Here is a 16,988-nt window from a genome sequence, read left to right as displayed (position 1 = left end):
TTAATTAGCCTCCGAATCGATATTTTCTGGTCGGCTTGCTGTTCTTGGCATAGCGTTAATTTGGGGGTTCTGAGTGGCAAGATAAGCGGCTATACCTTCCATCTTCTCTTTCTGTTCTGAAGTTCTTGCAAGTTCTTTAATCAATCCTTTGTTTTCTGCCATCAAGTTTTGATTGGATTCATTATGACTCTTGATTACCTCCATATTACTTTTTATAACCTCCGTGTGGTTGTTGCTAATTGCTTTAATCGTTCTGTGTGTAAACCATCCAATAAGTAGAGCAGCTAACCATCCAGAACATACGAGCAACCATTGTGAAATATCTTGGTTGCGGATGAAGCTAGTAGCAATAGTGATTATGGTCCCAACAACACCAATTAATCCATATACATGATTCAGCATCCTTTAACTCTCTCATGCCACGAATTCTTAAGGATCTTGCGACACTGACAAGAACCACCTTACATCAATCTATTTTTTGCATATTTTTCAGGATAGTGCCATCAAAAAAGACAGCTTTGGACCAGAGGTCATAGATTTTCTTCATTATGCTCCAATGTATTAACGAGGTATGTACTGAAGGCACTTTGACTAAACAAATAATTAACTAACTCGTCGGTTTGCGCGCAATGCTCTCCCCGCCACGCCTGCCCGCTTAAGAGGTCGCTTTTAATGCAGGTGCATGAACCGGCTCAGGCCGCGCCGGTACTGGCGCGGTGGGGGAAATAAAATACGGGGATTTGCATGCAAAACCATGCACCTTATGAATGCATGGCTTGTTTCAGGAAAAATAGCGGAATTTTCGGGGATTTTTTCGCGTGCTACCGTGCGGCCAGTTCTGCACGTCGGCGGGTGTAAATCAGGTTCTGTGCCGGGGTGAATTTCTCGCGATTATCATCCCGTGAAGCCGCGTCAGGCCTGAATCCGATGGCCGTTAAAATATCGAGGTCCTGCGCGGAATAATTAATTTTTTCACCCGCGGCCAGCCACACCGACAGGGCTTCACGCAGATAATCAACCGAGTGCTGCATGGCGCTCTGTTTTACTGCGGGAAGCTGTTCGTTATACCCCATAAGTTCAGGCGCCAGCGTGGCGACCAGCTCCGTGCCGTGCTGCTGCATAAAGTCATGGAGCCGGTTGCGGATGCTGATGTGCTGCACCTCCTCATGTGAGCGAATATAGCGACCGGCGGCCTGATTAATCTCCCATTTTTTCACGTCGATATTGTCGCGTAAATCCTGCATTCTGCGCGGGATTTGTTCGTCACCGGCAAGGAGCTGTTCACGGTATTCAAGTTCAAGGTCGGCCAGTTCGGCTTTACGTTTCAGCCAGGTGTTTTTGTTCGCCTGACAGGCCTCAAAGGCCTGCTGTATTGTCACAGTGGTCACGTGTCTCTCTCCTGATTAATGCCGGAGCGGCGAGCTGTAGCAGCCCTGTACTTTACGCGGCGGCGGTGGTGTCACCGGGGCGGCGTCGGGTTTCTCCGGTGCGGCACGTATCACACCGTCAATCGACTCAATGGTGCGGAAAGTGGCCGAGCATTCGATGTTGGTACACTGGTGATAACGCTGTTTGACGTTTTCCGACAGATACCGGCTGGTACGCGTGTTCGCCGTTGATTTGCAGAACGGGCAGTGAAACATGATTCAGTCCTCTGCCTGTTCGTGGGCTTTTGCTGCCAGTTCAGCGGCAAGCTTCATCCGTCTGGCCGGACTTCTGAACAGCGCCATATCAACCCCGGTTATTACCGGGCGATTCATACCCGTTACGGACAGGACAGGCTCCTGCGCCATATCAAAATGATACAGGGCTGACTGCATATTCAGGGCATCACCCAGCTCGCGGGTCACGGTCGCGCGCGGTGAGATTTCTCCGCTCATTTCCAGCGACCGTATACGCAACAGAAAGGCACGTAACAGTGCGGGGCTGATATCGGCCAGCACCTTCTTCCACTCACTGTTGGCGTAAGTGGTGAACGCTTTTTTATGGGCGCTGATATAAGCGATACCGGAGGAGCATGCGCCGAGCATGGCGAGGCCTTTGTCTTTCTCCAGCTCGGTAATCAGACCGGTGAACTCATCGGCCAGTTCGCGGCTGGCGATACGTTTACTGTGTTCAGCTTTCAGTTCAGGAGTGAGGTTGCCGCGCAGGGTACGAAAGCGGCTGCGCCAGTCCTGTTCGGCCTGTGCGCTTTCATCAAGGGCGGTCTGTCGTTCCTGCTCACAACGCTGAATGGAAGCCTCAATGTCGCTGAGTTTCCCCATGCTGGCCGTGTGTGCGTCTTTTGCTTCATTAAGTGCGGCCAGCGTACCGGCAATACGTTGTTCCGCGCCTTCATCCTGTTTACTGATAACAGTCTGCATGGCTTTGATAATGAGTTCGGGTTTCATGTTCAGGCTCTCCGTGTGTTCAACCTGAAATGATTCTGACGCCTCCTGCACAACAACACGATTCATTGCCGTTGTCAGAGTGCTGGCACAAACAGACCTTAAAATCAGGCTGGCCAGAGAAAGGTCGCAGGAAAACCTTACTCACCGTTTGTTTTTTTACTTATAACTATTCACCACTGTTCACCTTAAATAAAAAGATAAGTAATACAGTAAGATAAATGGTGAACAGTTGAAGGACTGACTGTTCACCGTCTGTTCACCACTGTTCACCCTTCAGTTTGTTCAGCCAGCCAGCTTCTTAGACTTTTTAGCGATTAAAAAACAGAAATGTATAAACAAAAGTAATCATAAATGGGCCACCGGTTTGCCAACGTTTGCCAAAAAACGGCCAACGTTTGCCACTGTATAAAAATCGCTCTGTTGTGTGGTGAAGCACTACAAAATGACTTGTTGCTCTGAAGGAAAATATTCACAAAATAGAGAGCTACCCGAAGCCGGACGGACACGACCGGCACTGTATGGACTTTGTGAGGTAGCCCGATGCACACTGCTTTTTCTTCCCCGTCTTCTGCCCCTGCCGCGCCGCTGATGCCGGTCTCTGATGCCGTTCAGGAGCGCTTTATCCGCCTGCCTGAAGTGATGCATCTGTGCGGCCTGTCCCGGTCAACCATTTACGACCTCATCAGCCGCGAGGCTTTCCCGAAACAAATCAGCCTGGGCGGAAAAAACGTGGCGTGGGCGCAGTCTGAAATCACCGCATGGATGACTGACCGCATGGCCGAACGCAACCGGGGCTATGACGCATGATGATGACCGTTCAGCAAACAGCCCCTTTTTCTGGCTTGCTTCTTTTCGCCGTTTCCAGGTATAGTTTCCCCGCTGTCGCAAAATCGGCAGCCGGGCGTAGGAACCCGAGTTACTTCAAGGCGACACCAGACGCGCCATGCGTCTTTTTTTATGTCGTTGCTCAGGCACACCCATTTTTCAGGCTGTGGTGCTTATACCTTAGCCCCTGTCAGATAATGGTGGTCCGGGCGGGGCAGCTTTCGGGCTGGCCGGTTTCCTTGAAGGCCGGTATTCCTACCCCCGTTCGGGTCACCACCCATGAGCGTAGGAACTCCGGTGGTGGCAATAACCGCTACTTCAAGGAGGTTGCCCCTATGGCTACGACCCTTACCCCGTCACACCCGCAGTTTGTCTTTGTGTTTGCCGCCGTTCGTCGTGCAGACCGTAAACCCCGTATCTGTATGCTCCGTACCGTTGCCGGTGATGAACACGCCGCACGGCTTTCCCTCGTGCGCGATTACGTCCTCTCGTTCGCTGGTCGTCTGCCGGTTGCGGAGGTGCGCGCATGAGACACACCACCATTACCGCCCGTGACCTCGAATGTCTGGAGCATATGCGCAACGTCGGCCAGCTCGTCGGCGACCTGATGCAGGTGCAGGACTGCGCCACCGTTCGTCGTGACCCGGCGCAGCAGTTACAGCTCACCTCCGTGATTTACCTCATGACCGCCCAGCTCGACGGCGTGGTCGAACGCTGCAATCAGCAGTGGCTTACCGGGGAGGGTAACGTATGAAAAAGCCATTACCGCCCGTATTACGCGCCGCGCTGTATCGTCGCGCAGTGGCCTGTGCATGGCTGACCCTGTGCGAACGCCAGCACCGCTACCCGCACCTCACCCTCGACGCGCTGGAAAGCGCCATTGCCGCCGAGCTGGAGGGCTTCTACCTGCGCCAGCACGGCGAGGAAAAAGGCCGTCAGATTGCCTGTGCACTGCTGGAAGATTTAATGGAAGCCGGACCACTGAAAGCCGCCCCGTCGCTGTCCTTTCTCGGGCTGGCCGTGATGGATGAGCTTTGCGCCCGTCATATCACGTCGCCGGTACTGCACTGAGGGAGAAAATAACCATGAAAATGAACGTAACAGAAACCGTAAAACAGGCGTGCGGCCACTGGCCGAACATTCTCCCAGCACTGGGTGTGAGGGTGATTAAAAACCGCCATCAGGCCTGTCCGGTGTGTGGCGGCTCTGACCGTTTCCGCTTTGACGATAAAGAAGGGCGCGGGACGTGGTTCTGCAATCAGTGTGGCGCAGGTGACGGGCTTAAGCTGGTAGAGAAAGTGTTTGGCGTGACCCCGTCAGAAGCTGCCGGGAAGGTGAACGCCGTGACCGGCAATCTGTCGCCGGTTGCCCCGGAAGTGATTGCGGCCGCAGAGGCCGAAACTGTGGCCGACCGCAAAGCGGCGGCCGCGCTGGCCGTCAGGCTCATGGAGAAAACCCGACCGGCCACCGGCAATGCCTACCTCACCCGCAAGGGTTTCCCCGACCGGGAATGTCTGACGCTCACCGTCATGCATAAAACCGGCGGCGTGACGTTCCGCGCCGGTGATGTGGTTGTCCCGCTGTATGAGGATACCGGCACACTGGTTAACCTTCAGCTTATCAATGCTGACGGTCTCAAGCGCACCCTGAAAGGCGGTCAGGTCAAAGGGGCATGTCATATCATCGAAGGGAAAAAACAGGCCGGAAAACGCCTGTGGATTGCAGAGGGTTATGCGACCGCGCTCACCGTGCATCACCTGACCGGGGAAACCGTCATGGTGGCGCTGTCCTCCGTGAACCTCCTTTCTCTGGCTAGCCTTGCCCGTCAGAAATATCCAGCCTGTCAGATTGTCCTCGCCGCCGACCGTGACCTTAACGGCGACGGCCAGAGTAAAGCCGCTGAGGCCGCAGACGCCTGTGAGGGCGTTGTTGCCCTGCCGCCGGTGTTCGGTGACTGGAATGATGCGTTTATACAGTACGGCGAGGAAGCCACGCGCAAAGCCATTTATGACGCTATCCGGCCTCCGGCACAAAGTCCGTTTGATACCATGAGTGAGGCGGAATTTACCGCCATGAGCGCCAGCGACAAGGCTTTGCGGGTGCATGAACATTACGGCGAAGCGCTGGCGGTGGATGCAAACGGCCAGCTCCTGTCCCGCTATGAAAACGGCATCTGGAAAAATATCCCTGCCGCCACTTTTTCACGGAATGTGGCTGATTTATTCCAGCGCTTACGCGCCCCGTTCTCATCCGGGAAAATTGCCTCGGTGGTGGAGACCCTGAAACTGATTATTCCGCAGCAGGATACACCGGCGCGCCGTCTGATTGGTTTTCGCAACGGGGTACTCGATACCCAAAGCGGCGTATTCAGCCCGCACCACAAATCGCACTGGCTGCGCACGCTGTGCGACGTGGATTTTACCCCGCCGGTGGAAGGGGAAACGCTGGAGACGCACGCGCCGAACTTCTGGCGCTGGCTCGACCGTGCGGCCGGTAAAAGTCCACAAAAACGCGACGTGATTCTGGCTGCGCTGTTTATGGTGCTGGCGAACCGTTACGACTGGCAGCTCTTTCTCGAAGTCACCGGTCCCGGCGGGAGTGGCAAAAGTATTCTGGCTGAAATCGCGACCCTGCTTGCCGGGGAAGATAATGCCACGTCAGCCGATATCGACACACTGGAAGACCCGCGCAAACGTGCATCCCTGATTGGCTTCTCGCTAATCCGTCTGCCAGACCAGGAAAAATGGAGCGGCGACGGCGCAGGGCTTAAGGCCATCACCGGCGGCGATGCGGTCTCAGTTGACCCGAAATACCAGAACCCGTACTCAACACATATTCCGGCAGTGATTCTGGCCGTGAACAACAACCCGATGCGCTTCACCGACCGCAGCGGCGGTGTGTCACGTCGCCGGGTGATTATTCACTTCCCGGAACAGATTACCCCGGAGGAACGCGACCCGCAGCTCAGGGATAAAATTGCGCGCGAGCTGGCCGTCATTGTGCGCCAGCTTATGCAGAAGTTCAGCGACCCGATGGCAGCGCGCGCACTGCTCCAGTCGCAGCAGAACTCCGACGAGGCGCTCAGCATCAAGCGCGATGCTGACCCGACATTTGATTTTTGCGGCTATCTGGAAATGCTCCCGCAGACCAACGGGATGTTTATGGGTAACGCCAGCATCATCCCGCGTAATTACCGTAAATATCTCTATCACGCGTATCTGGCCTATATGGAGGCTAACGGATACAGGAACGTGCTCAGCCTGAAAATGTTCGGGCTGGGGCTGCCCATGATGCTGAAAGAGTACGGCCTGAATTATGAGAAGCGGCATACAAAGCAAGGGATACAGACCAATCTGTCGCTGAAAGAGGAAAGCTACGGCGACTGGCTACCGAAGTGCGACGACCCCGAAGCGACATAACCTCACTCAGACCGGCAACAGCCGGTCTTTTTCTTTCTGGTCATTATCACAGGGTGAATAATCCACTGTTCACCCTTCACCGTATATTCACCCTGTATCACTATGAAAATACTGATAAAAAATCAGAGGTGAACAGTGTGAACAATAAAACCTGAAAAAACTTTTTATCACCCTGCGCATCCTCTGACCGGGCGCATCCAGAACGAGCAAAAATCACAAAGGTGAAGAGTCGACTGTTCACTCTTCACCAACTCATCACCATTTATCACCATGATATTAAAAAGAAAAGTGAAGAGGTGAACAGTGTGAACAGTTATATGGAAAAAAAGAATTTTACTGATGTTCAATATTACCCCGGTTAGGATCCGTATATCGGAACCTAACCGATGGGGGAAATAACAATTTCCTTTTTAATACCAATCAGTTGTGAACTTAAGGGGCTTAAAAAGCCATGGGGGCACAAAAGGGGGCACATGAACATGCGTTCTTGTTTATTTACTTTGTTTTCAATTTATTAGGTTGTGTTTTGAGTCCGGCCTTCGCACTCACCCTCTAAATACCTCTTTCCTGTGCCACTCCACAAACCCATCTTTTGGATAATTCTCGCGCATCATCGGCAGCGCTATCGATTTACCGTCGAAATCCCAGAACAGTCTGCCCACCATGCCGCTGCCATTCACTGCGGGTGACACCCGTACCCGCATACTCTCATCCAGCCCAATCGAACCTTTATCAAAGGCTTTATGGTGGATTGCGCACAGCGCCAGTCCGTTTGAAATCTCGCACGGGCCGCCGTGCTGTTTCCATTTGATATGGGCAGCTTCCAGGGCGACAGAGGTGCTGTCGTGGCGCATATTAAAGCCACAAATGGCGCACTCATAATTATAGGCACGCAGAACCTGCTGGCGGAACAACGGGTCCCGCTGTTTGCGGATTTGCAGGATATCAAATCCCAGTTCATCCGCGATCTCTTCCTGAATGCTTTCGGTGAAGTGCGCCTCGAGGATTTGCTGGGCCAGGGCATTAATGAGATTCTTGCTCTTTTTCAGCAAGGCAAAATGTTGTTCATCAAAGCCTCCGGCAACGTTATGCGTCACCAGTTCTCCGGCAGGGGGCTGTTTGCTGCAACCGGACGTTGAACAATGCTCGGCGTTTTGTAGCTCCCAGAACCCATCTCCCTGTAAGCGCCAGAAGGGCATATCCGGGCGGTACTGCGCGCGTTGTGGTCCAAATCGTTCCAGCAGGCTATGCAACGGGTCGCGAACTTCCGTACCGTAGTCAAACAGGCGACCGTGACCCTGCTGATAACCCGCTAGCACATGAAGCAGCAGCAGGGGCTTGTGCGGCGCACGCTGCTCGCCTTTACGCCAGATGGTGATGTCGGCAATTGCCTGTTGCAGGGTTTTACTGGAACTCATTGATTTCATTATCAGGTAAATAATTGCGATGATGCTCGCAAAATATCACCTGATCAAGGGGGGTGAGACCGATACACTATCTTCGGTATTATTCAGCGTATTTATTCATTATCTTTCACACGCCTGAATATCCCCATGCTCCAGAAAACAATGCCTGTAGGTATCTGGCCAAAAATGCGATCTAACTCACTGAAGCAAATGGCAAACTCTGAAACAACACTAATTTGTACACTTTGCTTTACACTTTTAGTGATGTGAATCACAAATAGTAACCCGCGAAGTGATCCGACTCTCACAAAATGGGGTGTACTCATTCACCAATACAAAATGAGAACAGCCTGGAAAGTAAAGTTTTCAGTATTTCTGGTCGCAGATAACGCTCAACAGCGAACGACAAAACAACATGCAAAAAAAACTTGTTGAATATGAATAGTTAAAAAAATGACGTGTGATTTGCATCACTCACATTTACAGCTTTTTGAATTATTGCCAGTGATTAATGTTGCTCGGACTATTTCCATAATCAATTAAATCTTGCATAGTGCCTGCACATTATTTCACCCCCTGACGCAGGAGGCGAATAGTTATATTTCATCAGACTTTATTGATGAACCAGGTATGCTTTACTTCACATTAATACGTACATGACCACTGTTACTGGAGAAACAAAATGAATTATCCGGCAGAACCCTTCCGTATTAAAAGCGTTGAAACTGTATCTATGATCCCGCGTGATGAACGCCTTAAGAAAATGCAGGAAGCGGGTTACAATACTTTCCTGTTAAATTCGAAAGATATTTATATTGACCTGCTGACCGACAGTGGCACCAACGCAATGAGCGACAAGCAGTGGGCCGGAATGATGATGGGTGATGAAGCGTACGCGGGCAGCGAAAACTTCTATCATCTGGAAAGAACGGTTCAGGAACTGTTTGGCTTTAAACATATTGTTCCGACTCACCAGGGACGCGGTGCTGAAAACCTGTTATCGCAGTTGGCAATTAAACCAGGGCAATATGTTGCCGGGAATATGTATTTCACCACTACCCGTTATCACCAGGAAAAAAATGGTGCGGTATTTGTTGATATTGTTCGTGACGAAGCGCACGATGCCGGTCTGAATATTGCGTTTAAAGGTGATATCGATCTTAAAAAATTACAAAAGCTGATTGACGAAAAAGGCGCCGAGAATATTGCCTATATCTGCCTGGCGGTGACGGTTAACCTCGCGGGCGGGCAGCCGGTATCGATGGCAAACATGCGTGCGGTACGTGAACTGACAAAAGCACACGGCATTAAAGTATTCTACGACGCTACCCGCTGCGTAGAAAACGCCTACTTTATCAAAGAGCAAGAGCAGGGCTTTGAGAACAAGAGCATTGCAGAGATCGTGCATGAGATGTTCAGCTACGCCGACGGTTGTACCATGAGTGGTAAAAAAGACTGTCTGGTGAATATCGGCGGTTTCCTGTGCATGAATGATGACGAAATGTTCTCTGCTGCCAAAGAGTTAGTCGTGGTCTACGAAGGGATGCCATCCTACGGCGGCCTGGCCGGACGCGATATGGAAGCCATGGCGATTGGCCTGCGCGAAGCCATGCAGTATGAGTACATTGAGCACCGCGTGAAGCAGGTTCGCTACCTGGGCGACAAGCTGAAAGCTGCTGGCGTACCGATTGTTGAACCGGTGGGTGGTCACGCGGTATTCCTCGATGCGCGTCGCTTCTGCGAGCACCTGACGCAGGACGAGTTCCCGGCGCAAAGCCTGGCTGCCAGCATCTATGTGGAAACTGGTGTACGTAGTATGGAGCGCGGTATTATCTCTGCGGGCCGTAATAACGTGACCGGCGAACACCACAGACCGAAACTGGAAACCGTGCGTCTGACGATTCCACGCCGCGTTTATACCTACGCGCATATGGATGTGGTGGCTGACGGTATTATTAAACTTTACCAGCACAAAGAAGATATTCGCGGGCTGAAGTTTATTTACGAGCCGAAGCAGTTGCGTTTCTTTACCGCACGCTTTGATTATATCTAAATAATTATTATGGCCCCATCTGGCGATGGGGCTTTTTTGTCTTCTTTTTCCATGAACAGGAAGCCTTTGCGGTGCCCGTTACCGTGACATAACTATAAAAAGTAAACCCTGACTCCGACATTTTTATTATCCGCATGATGTACAAATGACAGCTGTAATTATAACGAATAGTCTACAGGAACATTTATCATGGATATTAATGCCATTGAGCGACAGAGTAGTACCCCCGGACTGATTAGCGGAACCATGTTGGTTATCGCGACCGTAGTGGGTGGCGGAATGTTTTCCCTGCCGATTGCGATGGCCGGCGTATGGTTCCCCGGTGCGTCGGTTATTCTTCTTTTTATTGCCATCATGATGTTATTAACCGGCCTGATGCTGGTTGAAGTTAACCTGCATTATGGCGCTGGTGCCAGTTTTAATACCTTTACCCAGGATTTATTAGGCCGTAAGTGGAATATCGTGGTCGGTATCGCTTTCGGTTTTGTGCTGTATATTCTGACCTATGCCTATATCTCCGGTTCATCGGCAGTGATGGCGCAAACCGTATTCAAATACAGTGGTGTACGTTTTCCGGCAAATATCTCGGTGATTATCGTCAGTATGCTGGTTGGGGCAATTGCCTGGTACAGCTCATTGCTGGTTGGACGCATCACTACCGTGCTGATTATCGGTAAGTTTGTAGCGTTCTTTGCCACCTTCTCCGGACTTGTAGGCCATATCGAAGTGGCAAAACTTGTCGACAGCGTAGCGGTGGCGCTGCCTAATTCGCAGTATCTGCCGTATATCCTGATGACGCTGCCGTTTTGCATTATCTCGTTTGGTTTTCACGGTAACGTGCCGAGCCTGGTCAAGCTGTATGGCACGCGCGGGATTTCGAATATTACGCGCTCTATTATCATCGGCACGCTGTTTGCCCTGCTGCTGTATATCTTCTGGCTAGCGGTGACGATGGGCAACATCAGCCGTTCCGCATTCCCGCCAATTATCGCCAAAGGTGGAAATATCGACGTGTTTGTCGAGGCCATCAGCGGGCTGTTCACCAGCCGTTATATGGATCTGATCCTGACCTTCTTCGGCAACTTCGCGGTAGCCAGTTCCCTGCTGGCGGCCACGCTTGGCCTGTTTGATTACATCGCCGATCTGTTTCATTTCCCGGATGACGGCATGGGCCGCCTGAAAACCGCGCTGGTGACCTACTTCCCGCCAGCCGCTGTCTGCTTCTTCTTCCCGAACGGTTTTGTGCACGCGATTGGTTACGCCGGTCTGGCCTTTACCATCTGGAGTGTGATCCTGCCGCCGTTCCTGGTGAAAGCGGCGCGGAAACGTTTTCCGACCGCCAGCTATACCGCGCCGTGTAATAACACCGTGCTCAACCTGGTGATTGTCTGTGGGGCGGTTGTTTATCTGACGGTCGTTCTGGACGTATTTGGTCTGCTGCCAACGTTTCGTTAGCCCGGGGGCGTTATGTTTCTGACATTGCTACGATTTCAGCATCCGCTGGTCTACCGTTTTGCGTGGCTTCGTCTGTGGGTCAGGGTGTTAAGGGCTTGCGGGCTGCGCAAGTGAAAGGGGGCTAGTTGCCGGATGCGGCGCTTGCGCCTTATCCGGCCGACAAATGAGCGTGAAACGCAGGCCTGATAAGCGAATCGCCATCAGGCATTACACGCGGAAGTAGCGTGGTGGGATCAACGCAGAAAAGGCGTCGAACTTCTTCACCATCTTTTTCCAGAACAACATAACAACAATCCTCGATTTGAAACATCGGCGCTATTTTAGTCAGCGCCGACAAATCGTAAAGCCTGTCACCTCGTTCCGATCCCGGGGCGGTGTAAACCTTTATGGTCACCGCTTCGTCAAATACGATTGCCGCGAATTTGGCGGTGTTGACAACGGGTTACGCCATAAACCAGTAATAAAAGAGACCGACTTTCAGGCCGAGGATCACAATGTAGGCGCAGCAGTATTTCATGGTGCCAGACATTATCTGGTTGGCCTGACCGTCCATTTTGGTAGCCGAAACTGCGATGGCGATGCTCTGTGGTGAAATCATTTTTCCGCCCGTTGCGCCGGAGGTGTTGGCCGCCGCCAGCCAGTTGGGATCGATATGCAGCTTACTGGCGGCAATGGTTTGCAGTTTACCGAACAGAATGTTCGAGTTGGTATCGCTGCCGGTGACAAATGTGCCCAGCGCGCCAATCACCGGGGCGAGGAAGACGTATGAGCTGCCGGTCAAATCAACAATCGACTGGGCCAGCGTGGAGATAATCCCACTGAGATCCATCACCGTGGCCAGCGCGACGATCGCCATAATCGCCACAATGGAATTTTTAAGCTGGAAAATAGTTTTGATAAACACTTCCAGCATCCCACGTGCCGATGCACCCTGAATAAAACCGCCGATAATGGTCGCAAAGATGATCAGCATCCCCGGCGTGGTCACCCATTCAACTTTCAGCGCCAGCGTTTTGCCGTCGGCGAGCGTGAAATGCAGTACCGAGGCCAGTTGGGACGCCGCAGCTTTTATCGTCGGGAACAGCGGCGAACACAGCAGGATAAAGACAAAAATAAACAGATAGATAGAGCCCACGCGGAACAACACTTTTGCGGAGCGCGGCGTGGTTTCGCGGGTATGGCTGACCTCAATGCGCCATTCGGGATCGGTTTTCCCTTTGCGCAGGCGGCTGACCATCGCCACGGCAAGCAGGCTGACCAGGCTCCCGGCAAAGGCGGGCAATTCCGCGCCAAGATGGATAGCGACAAAATATTGCGGAACCAGCGTGGTGATGCCACACATCAGCGTGATCAGAAATACGCCGCGAATGGCTTTCAGGCCACCGCCAATTATGCAGACAATGACAAACGGCAGCAGGATATTAAACAGCGCCAGCTGCAAAATAATGGTTCCGCCTAAGGTATAAACCGGCAGATTAACCTGTTCCGCCAGAATAGAAACCGGGATCCCGACCGCGCCGAATGCGGTGGGAACGGTATTTGCCACCAGAGAGGCGATCGCCGCCTTCAGCGGGTTGAATCCGAGCGCAATAAGAATGCCGATCGGGATGGCGACCGCCGTGCCATAACCTGCCGCGGCTTCAAGAAATCCGCCAAAGCACCATGAAATCAGCAGCACCTGAATACGCTTATCTTCGCTAATGCTGGCGAGAATGTCGCGCAGAATATCCAGCGCTTTGGTCGCCTGCATGACGTTATAACTGAAGATAGCGCCGAGGATCACAATCACGATCGGCCATAATCCCTTCAGTGCGCCATAGCCTATCGCGGCTTTCAAATTCTGTACGGGCATTTCCCAGAATAGTGCCGATAGCGCGGCGGTGAATACTAAAGAGATTAGCACAGAATAATGGATGGGCATTTTCAATTTTAATATTAAAAATACCATTAGTAGTAACGGAGAGAGTGCCAGGGCAAACATAAAATATTCGTTCATTGCTATTCCCGATTGGTTCATTAAACCTGATTTATATTTATGGCGGGGAGGCTACCTTGCTGAATTAATAAAAGCTGTAAACTGAATCGCTTCAGTGGATAAAGTAATTATGATTTGTGGTTTTGTAACTATTGTAATCTTTTAATTAATAATTAGCGCCGTGTAAATATACTTAAGATCAAGCTGAATACCCATAAGTAGTTATTTAACAACCTCTTTGATAATGGTGGTGACGAGAATAGTTATCCCCTGAAACTATTGTTAAGGTGTTAATAATGCTGTGATTTTAAATATAAAAATGTGAGCGATGCCGAAATAAATAAACCTGGGTATTGCATGTCCGAGTCGATTAGGGGATTATTTTGTTTTGTCATACAAATGAAAATGCAGACATTTGCGATTGTCCTGATATAAGAAATGGAGAGTCGCCATCAAAGGAAAACGATCTGAGCATCATTATGAACCCAGGCATTAGTAAAACGAGCAAACCGAAAAACTGGGTGTGAAAGACGATTGAACCTTTGCTTGATATAGCAATATCAAGCGCAATAAACAGAAATGAAGCAATGGAGTAGTTATTGTGAATGTAAATTTCTTTGTTACCTGCATTGGTGACGCACTGAAATCACGGATGGCACGAGACTCCGTATTGCTGCTGGAAAAACTGGGTTGTCGCGTGAATTTCCCCGAGAAGCAAGGGTGTTGCGGTCAGCCAGCCATCAACAGCGGTTACATCAAAGAAGCGATCCCCGGGATGAAAAACCTGATCGCCGCGCTGGAAGATAACGACGATCCGATTATCTCTCCGGCAGGCTCCTGCACCTATGCGGTAAAAAGCTACCCGACCTATCTGGCCGATGAACCTGAGTGGGCGATCCGTGCTGAGAACGTTGCCGCGCGTATGCAGGATCTCACCTCCTTTATCGTCAACAAACTGGGCGTGGTGGATGTCGGCGCCAGTCTGCAGGGCCGCGCCGTATATCACCCCTCCTGTAGCCTGACCCGCAAGCTGGGGGTGAAGGAAGAGCCGCTCACACTGTTGAAAAACGTGCGCGGGCTGGAACTGCTGACGTTTGCCGATCAGGACACCTGCTGCGGCTTTGGCGGGACGTTCTCGGTCAAGATGGCTGAAATATCCGGCGAGATGGTGAAAGAGAAAGTTTTCCACCTGATGGATGCGAAGCCGGAATATTTGATTGGCGCAGACGTCAGCTGCCTGCTGAACATTGGCGGTCGACTGCAACGGGAAGGTCAGCCGGTCAAAGTGATGCATATTGCTGAAGTGCTGATGAGCCGCTGAGGGAAAATAAATGTCGATAAAAACCAGCGATGTAGAATTTAAACTGCGCATTCGTCAGCAAATTGAAGACCCGATCATGCGCAAAGCCGTAGCCAATGCGCAGGAGCGTATCGGCGCGAATCGACAGAAAATGGTCGATGAGTTAGGCCACTGGGAAGACTGGCGCGATCGTGCCAGTCAGATCCGCGATCACGTTCTGAGCAATCTCGATGCTTACTTGTATCAACTCTCCGAGAAAGTGACGCAAAACGGCGGGCACGTCTATTTCGCCAAAACCAAAGAAGAGGCCACCCGCTACATTCTGCAGGTCGCGCAGAATAAAAATGCGAAGAAAGTGGTGAAGTCCAAGTCGATGGTGACCGAAGAGATCGGCGTTAACCATGTGCTGCAGGATGCCGGAATTCAGGTGATCGAAACCGATCTCGGCGAGTACATCCTGCAATTGGATCAGGATCCGCCTTCGCACGTCGTGGTCCCGGCTATTCATAAAGATCGCTATCAGATCCGCCGTGTGCTGAACGAACGTCTGGGCTACGACGGCCCGGAAACACCGGAAGCGATGACCTTATTCATTCGCCAGAAGATCCGCGAGGATTTCCTGAGTGCCGAAATCGGTATTACCGGTTGCAACTTTGCCGTGGCGGAAACCGGCTCGGTGTGTCTGGTGACCAACGAAGGTAACGCGCGCATGTGCACCACGCTGCCGAAAACGCACATTGCGGTAATGGGTATGGAGCGTATCGCACCGACGTTTGCCGATGTGGATGTGCTGATCACGATGCTGGCGCGCAGCGCCGTGGGCGCACGCCTGACGGGCTACAACACCTGGCTGACCGGCCCGCGTGAGGCGGATAACGTTGACGGACCGGAAGAATTTCATCTGGTGATTGTCGATAACGGGCGCTCGCAGGTGCTGGGTTCAGAGTTTCGTGATGTGCTGCGCTGTATCCGGTGCGGGGCCTGTATGAACACCTGTCCGGCGTATCGTCATATCGGCGGGCACGGCTATGGCTCTATCTATCCAGGCCCCATCGGCGCGGTGATCTCTCCGCTGCTCGGCGGCTATAAAGATTTTAAAGACCTGCCGTATGCCTGTTCACTGTGCACGGCCTGTGACAGCGTCTGTCCGGTGCGGATCCCTCTGTCAAAACTGATCCTGCGTCATCGCCGGGTGATGGCCGAGGAGGGCATTACCCCGAAAGCCGAGCGACGGGCGATCAAAATGTTCGCTTATGCCAACAGCCATCCAGGGCTGTGGAAGGTCGGCATGATGGCCGGGGCCCACGCGGCAAGCTGGTTTATCAATGGCGGTAAAACGCCGCTTAAGGTTGGCGCGATTGGTGACTGGATGGAGGCGCGCGATCTGCCTGATGCTGACGGCGAGAGTTTCCGCAGTTGGTTTAAGAAACATCAGGCGCAGGAGAAAAAAAATGGATAACCGTACCGCATTTTTAAACACCGTCGCCCAGGCGTTGGGTCGTCAGCTGCGTTTCGAGCCACAAGCGGATGCCGCGCCGGTTAACAACTATGCCAACGAGCGCCTGACCGAACTGAGCCCCGAGCAGCGCTGCGAGGCGTTTATCCAGTTTGCCAGCGAGGTGATGCTGGCCCGCTGCGAACTGACCCGCGAGGATCAGGCGGCAGACGCGGCGCTCCGTCTGTGTGAGGAGCTGGGGTCGCAACCGGTGGTACTGAGCGGCGACAGTCGGCTGGTGGAACTGGGCATTACCGAACGCTTACAGCAGGCATGCAACGCCATGGTCTGGGACCCGGCGCGCGGTAGCGAAAATATTACCCAGGCCGAGCAGGCTAAAGTCGGCGTGGTCTATGCCGAGTATGGCCTGACTGAGTCCGGCGGCGTGGTGCTGTTTTCTGCGCCGGAGCGTGGGCGTTCCCTGAGCCTGTTGCCGGAGTCATCGATTTTCGTGCTGCGTAAAAGCACCATCCTGCCACGCGTGGCGCAACTGGCAGAAAAACTGCATCAGAAAGCGCAGGCCGGTGAGCGTATGCCGTCGTGCATTAACATTATCAGTGGACCCAGTTCGACGGCGGATATTGAGCTTATCAAGGTGGTTGGGGTGCATGGCCCGGTGAAGGCGGTGTATCTGATTATTGAGGATTGCTAAGACAGGATGGAAAACCGC

At 52.2% G+C, this 16,988-nt stretch carries 16 protein-coding genes; 10 read left to right on the top strand and 6 right to left on the bottom strand.

Annotation, left to right across the window (positions count from 1 at the left end; translation table 11 throughout):
* The 4 genes from FDX04_RS21010 to FDX04_RS20995 all read right to left on the bottom strand — a co-directional run bounded on the left by FDX04_RS21010 (position 1) and on the right by FDX04_RS20995 (position 2,390).
* Positions 1 to 402, bottom strand: a complete 402-nt coding sequence (locus FDX04_RS21010; protein WP_115182046.1) for a protein gop — start codon at positions 400 to 402, stop codon at positions 1 to 3.
* A gap of 419 nt (positions 403 to 821) precedes the next feature.
* On the bottom strand, positions 822 to 1,388 hold the full coding sequence (locus tag FDX04_RS21005) for a phage polarity suppression protein (RefSeq protein ID WP_137371436.1): 567 nt from the start codon (positions 1,386 to 1,388) through the stop codon (positions 822 to 824).
* A gap of 15 nt (positions 1,389 to 1,403) precedes the next feature.
* Complete coding sequence (locus tag FDX04_RS21000) at positions 1,404 to 1,643, bottom strand: ogr/Delta-like zinc finger family protein (RefSeq protein ID WP_137371435.1); 240 nt, start codon at positions 1,641 to 1,643, stop codon at positions 1,404 to 1,406.
* A gap of 3 nt (positions 1,644 to 1,646) precedes the next feature.
* A complete protein-coding gene (locus tag FDX04_RS20995) occupies positions 1,647 to 2,390 on the bottom strand; it encodes a capsid protein (RefSeq protein WP_170975178.1) in 744 nt (247 codons plus the stop codon).
* A 540-nt stretch (positions 2,391 to 2,930) separates the two neighbouring features.
* Between FDX04_RS20995 and FDX04_RS20985 the strand changes: the two genes are divergently transcribed.
* From FDX04_RS20985 to FDX04_RS20965, 5 genes are read left to right on the top strand one after another with little or no spacing between them, the layout of a single operon-like run.
* A complete protein-coding gene (locus FDX04_RS20985) occupies positions 2,931 to 3,197 on the top strand; it encodes an AlpA family transcriptional regulator (protein WP_170975177.1) in 267 nt (88 codons plus the stop codon).
* Positions 3,194 to 3,745: a host cell division inhibitor Icd-like protein gene (locus FDX04_RS20980; protein ID WP_088748011.1), complete on the top strand. Its 552-nt coding sequence runs from the start codon at positions 3,194 to 3,196 to the stop codon at positions 3,743 to 3,745. The genes FDX04_RS20985 and FDX04_RS20980 overlap by 4 nt, the downstream gene beginning before the upstream one ends.
* On the top strand, positions 3,742 to 3,969 hold the full coding sequence (locus tag FDX04_RS20975; protein ID WP_001216599.1) for a hypothetical protein: 228 nt from the start codon (positions 3,742 to 3,744) through the stop codon (positions 3,967 to 3,969). Before FDX04_RS20980 ends, FDX04_RS20975 begins: the two co-directional genes overlap by 4 nt.
* Positions 3,966 to 4,286 (top strand): DUF5375 domain-containing protein, encoded by a 321-nt coding sequence (locus FDX04_RS20970; protein ID WP_000743146.1) that lies wholly within the window; start codon positions 3,966 to 3,968, stop codon positions 4,284 to 4,286. The genes FDX04_RS20975 and FDX04_RS20970 overlap by 4 nt, the downstream gene beginning before the upstream one ends.
* Positions 4,287 to 4,300: 14 nt before the next feature.
* Complete coding sequence (locus tag FDX04_RS20965; protein WP_137371432.1) at positions 4,301 to 6,634, top strand: primase-helicase zinc-binding domain-containing protein; 2,334 nt, start codon at positions 4,301 to 4,303, stop codon at positions 6,632 to 6,634.
* Between the two features lie 545 nt (positions 6,635 to 7,179).
* Here FDX04_RS20965 and FDX04_RS20960 read toward each other — a convergent pair.
* Positions 7,180 to 8,052, bottom strand: coding sequence for a phosphorothioated DNA-binding restriction endonuclease (locus FDX04_RS20960; protein ID WP_137371431.1), 873 nt, complete (start codon positions 8,050 to 8,052; stop codon positions 7,180 to 7,182).
* A gap of 670 nt (positions 8,053 to 8,722) precedes the next feature.
* Here FDX04_RS20960 and FDX04_RS20955 point away from each other — a divergent pair.
* Together FDX04_RS20955 and FDX04_RS20950 are read left to right on the top strand one after the other, a co-directional pair.
* Positions 8,723 to 10,093 (top strand): tyrosine phenol-lyase, encoded by a 1,371-nt coding sequence (locus FDX04_RS20955; RefSeq protein ID WP_038636869.1) that lies wholly within the window; start codon positions 8,723 to 8,725, stop codon positions 10,091 to 10,093.
* Between the two features lie 189 nt (positions 10,094 to 10,282).
* Positions 10,283 to 11,548, top strand: coding sequence for an aromatic amino acid transporter (locus tag FDX04_RS20950; RefSeq protein ID WP_137371430.1), 1,266 nt, complete (start codon positions 10,283 to 10,285; stop codon positions 11,546 to 11,548).
* Positions 11,549 to 11,990: 442 nt separating this feature from the next.
* On the opposite strand, the gene FDX04_RS20945 is transcribed toward FDX04_RS20950, so the two are convergent.
* Positions 11,991 to 13,544, bottom strand: a complete 1,554-nt coding sequence (locus FDX04_RS20945) for an L-lactate permease (RefSeq protein ID WP_079225574.1) — start codon at positions 13,542 to 13,544, stop codon at positions 11,991 to 11,993.
* A gap of 580 nt (positions 13,545 to 14,124) precedes the next feature.
* On the opposite strand from FDX04_RS20945, the gene FDX04_RS20940 reads away from it, so the two are divergent.
* From FDX04_RS20940 to FDX04_RS20930, 3 genes are read left to right on the top strand one after another with little or no spacing between them, the layout of a single operon-like run.
* Complete coding sequence (locus tag FDX04_RS20940) at positions 14,125 to 14,844, top strand: (Fe-S)-binding protein (protein ID WP_137350409.1); 720 nt, start codon at positions 14,125 to 14,127, stop codon at positions 14,842 to 14,844.
* Between the two features lie 10 nt (positions 14,845 to 14,854).
* Positions 14,855 to 16,282 carry a LutB/LldF family L-lactate oxidation iron-sulfur protein gene (locus FDX04_RS20935; protein WP_137371429.1) on the top strand — a complete coding sequence of 476 codons (1,428 nt, stop codon included), beginning with the start codon at positions 14,855 to 14,857 and terminating at the stop codon, positions 16,280 to 16,282.
* Positions 16,275 to 16,970, top strand: a complete 696-nt coding sequence (locus tag FDX04_RS20930) for a lactate utilization protein C (RefSeq protein ID WP_137371428.1) — start codon at positions 16,275 to 16,277, stop codon at positions 16,968 to 16,970. The genes FDX04_RS20935 and FDX04_RS20930 overlap by 8 nt, the downstream gene beginning before the upstream one ends.
* The last annotated feature ends 18 nt before the right edge of the window (positions 16,971 to 16,988 follow it).

The organism is Citrobacter sp. wls615 (assembly GCF_005281355.1).
Lineage (GTDB): Bacteria > Pseudomonadota > Gammaproteobacteria > Enterobacterales > Enterobacteriaceae > Citrobacter > Citrobacter werkmanii.
Note: the sequence above shows the minus strand (reverse complement) of the source record. Positions and strands in the feature narration are given on the sequence as shown.

Bases quoted from the DNA above. Each gene is read 5' to 3' on its own strand.
- FDX04_RS21010 (WP_115182046.1), bottom strand. From the start codon at position 402: ATGCTGAATCATGTATATGGATTAATTGGTGTTGTTGGGACCATAATC.
- FDX04_RS21000 (WP_137371435.1), bottom strand. From the start codon at position 1,643: ATGTTTCACTGCCCGTTCTGCAAATCAACGGCGAACACGCGTACCAGC.
- FDX04_RS20995 (WP_170975178.1), bottom strand. From the start codon at position 2,390: ATGAAACCCGAACTCATTATCAAAGCCATGCAGACTGTTATCAGTAAA.
- FDX04_RS20985 (WP_170975177.1), top strand. From the start codon at position 2,931: ATGCACACTGCTTTTTCTTCCCCGTCTTCTGCCCCTGCCGCGCCGCTG.
- FDX04_RS20980 (WP_088748011.1), top strand. From the start codon at position 3,194: ATGATGATGACCGTTCAGCAAACAGCCCCTTTTTCTGGCTTGCTTCTT.
- FDX04_RS20975 (WP_001216599.1), top strand. From the start codon at position 3,742: ATGAGACACACCACCATTACCGCCCGTGACCTCGAATGTCTGGAGCAT.
- FDX04_RS20970 (WP_000743146.1), top strand. From the start codon at position 3,966: ATGAAAAAGCCATTACCGCCCGTATTACGCGCCGCGCTGTATCGTCGC.
- FDX04_RS20965 (WP_137371432.1), top strand. From the start codon at position 4,301: ATGAAAATGAACGTAACAGAAACCGTAAAACAGGCGTGCGGCCACTGG.
- FDX04_RS20960 (WP_137371431.1), bottom strand. From the start codon at position 8,052: ATGAGTTCCAGTAAAACCCTGCAACAGGCAATTGCCGACATCACCATC.
- FDX04_RS20955 (WP_038636869.1), top strand. From the start codon at position 8,723: ATGAATTATCCGGCAGAACCCTTCCGTATTAAAAGCGTTGAAACTGTA.
- FDX04_RS20950 (WP_137371430.1), top strand. From the start codon at position 10,283: ATGGATATTAATGCCATTGAGCGACAGAGTAGTACCCCCGGACTGATT.
- FDX04_RS20945 (WP_079225574.1), bottom strand. From the start codon at position 13,544: ATGAACGAATATTTTATGTTTGCCCTGGCACTCTCTCCGTTACTACTA.
- FDX04_RS20935 (WP_137371429.1), top strand. From the start codon at position 14,855: ATGTCGATAAAAACCAGCGATGTAGAATTTAAACTGCGCATTCGTCAG.
- FDX04_RS20930 (WP_137371428.1), top strand. From the start codon at position 16,275: ATGGATAACCGTACCGCATTTTTAAACACCGTCGCCCAGGCGTTGGGT.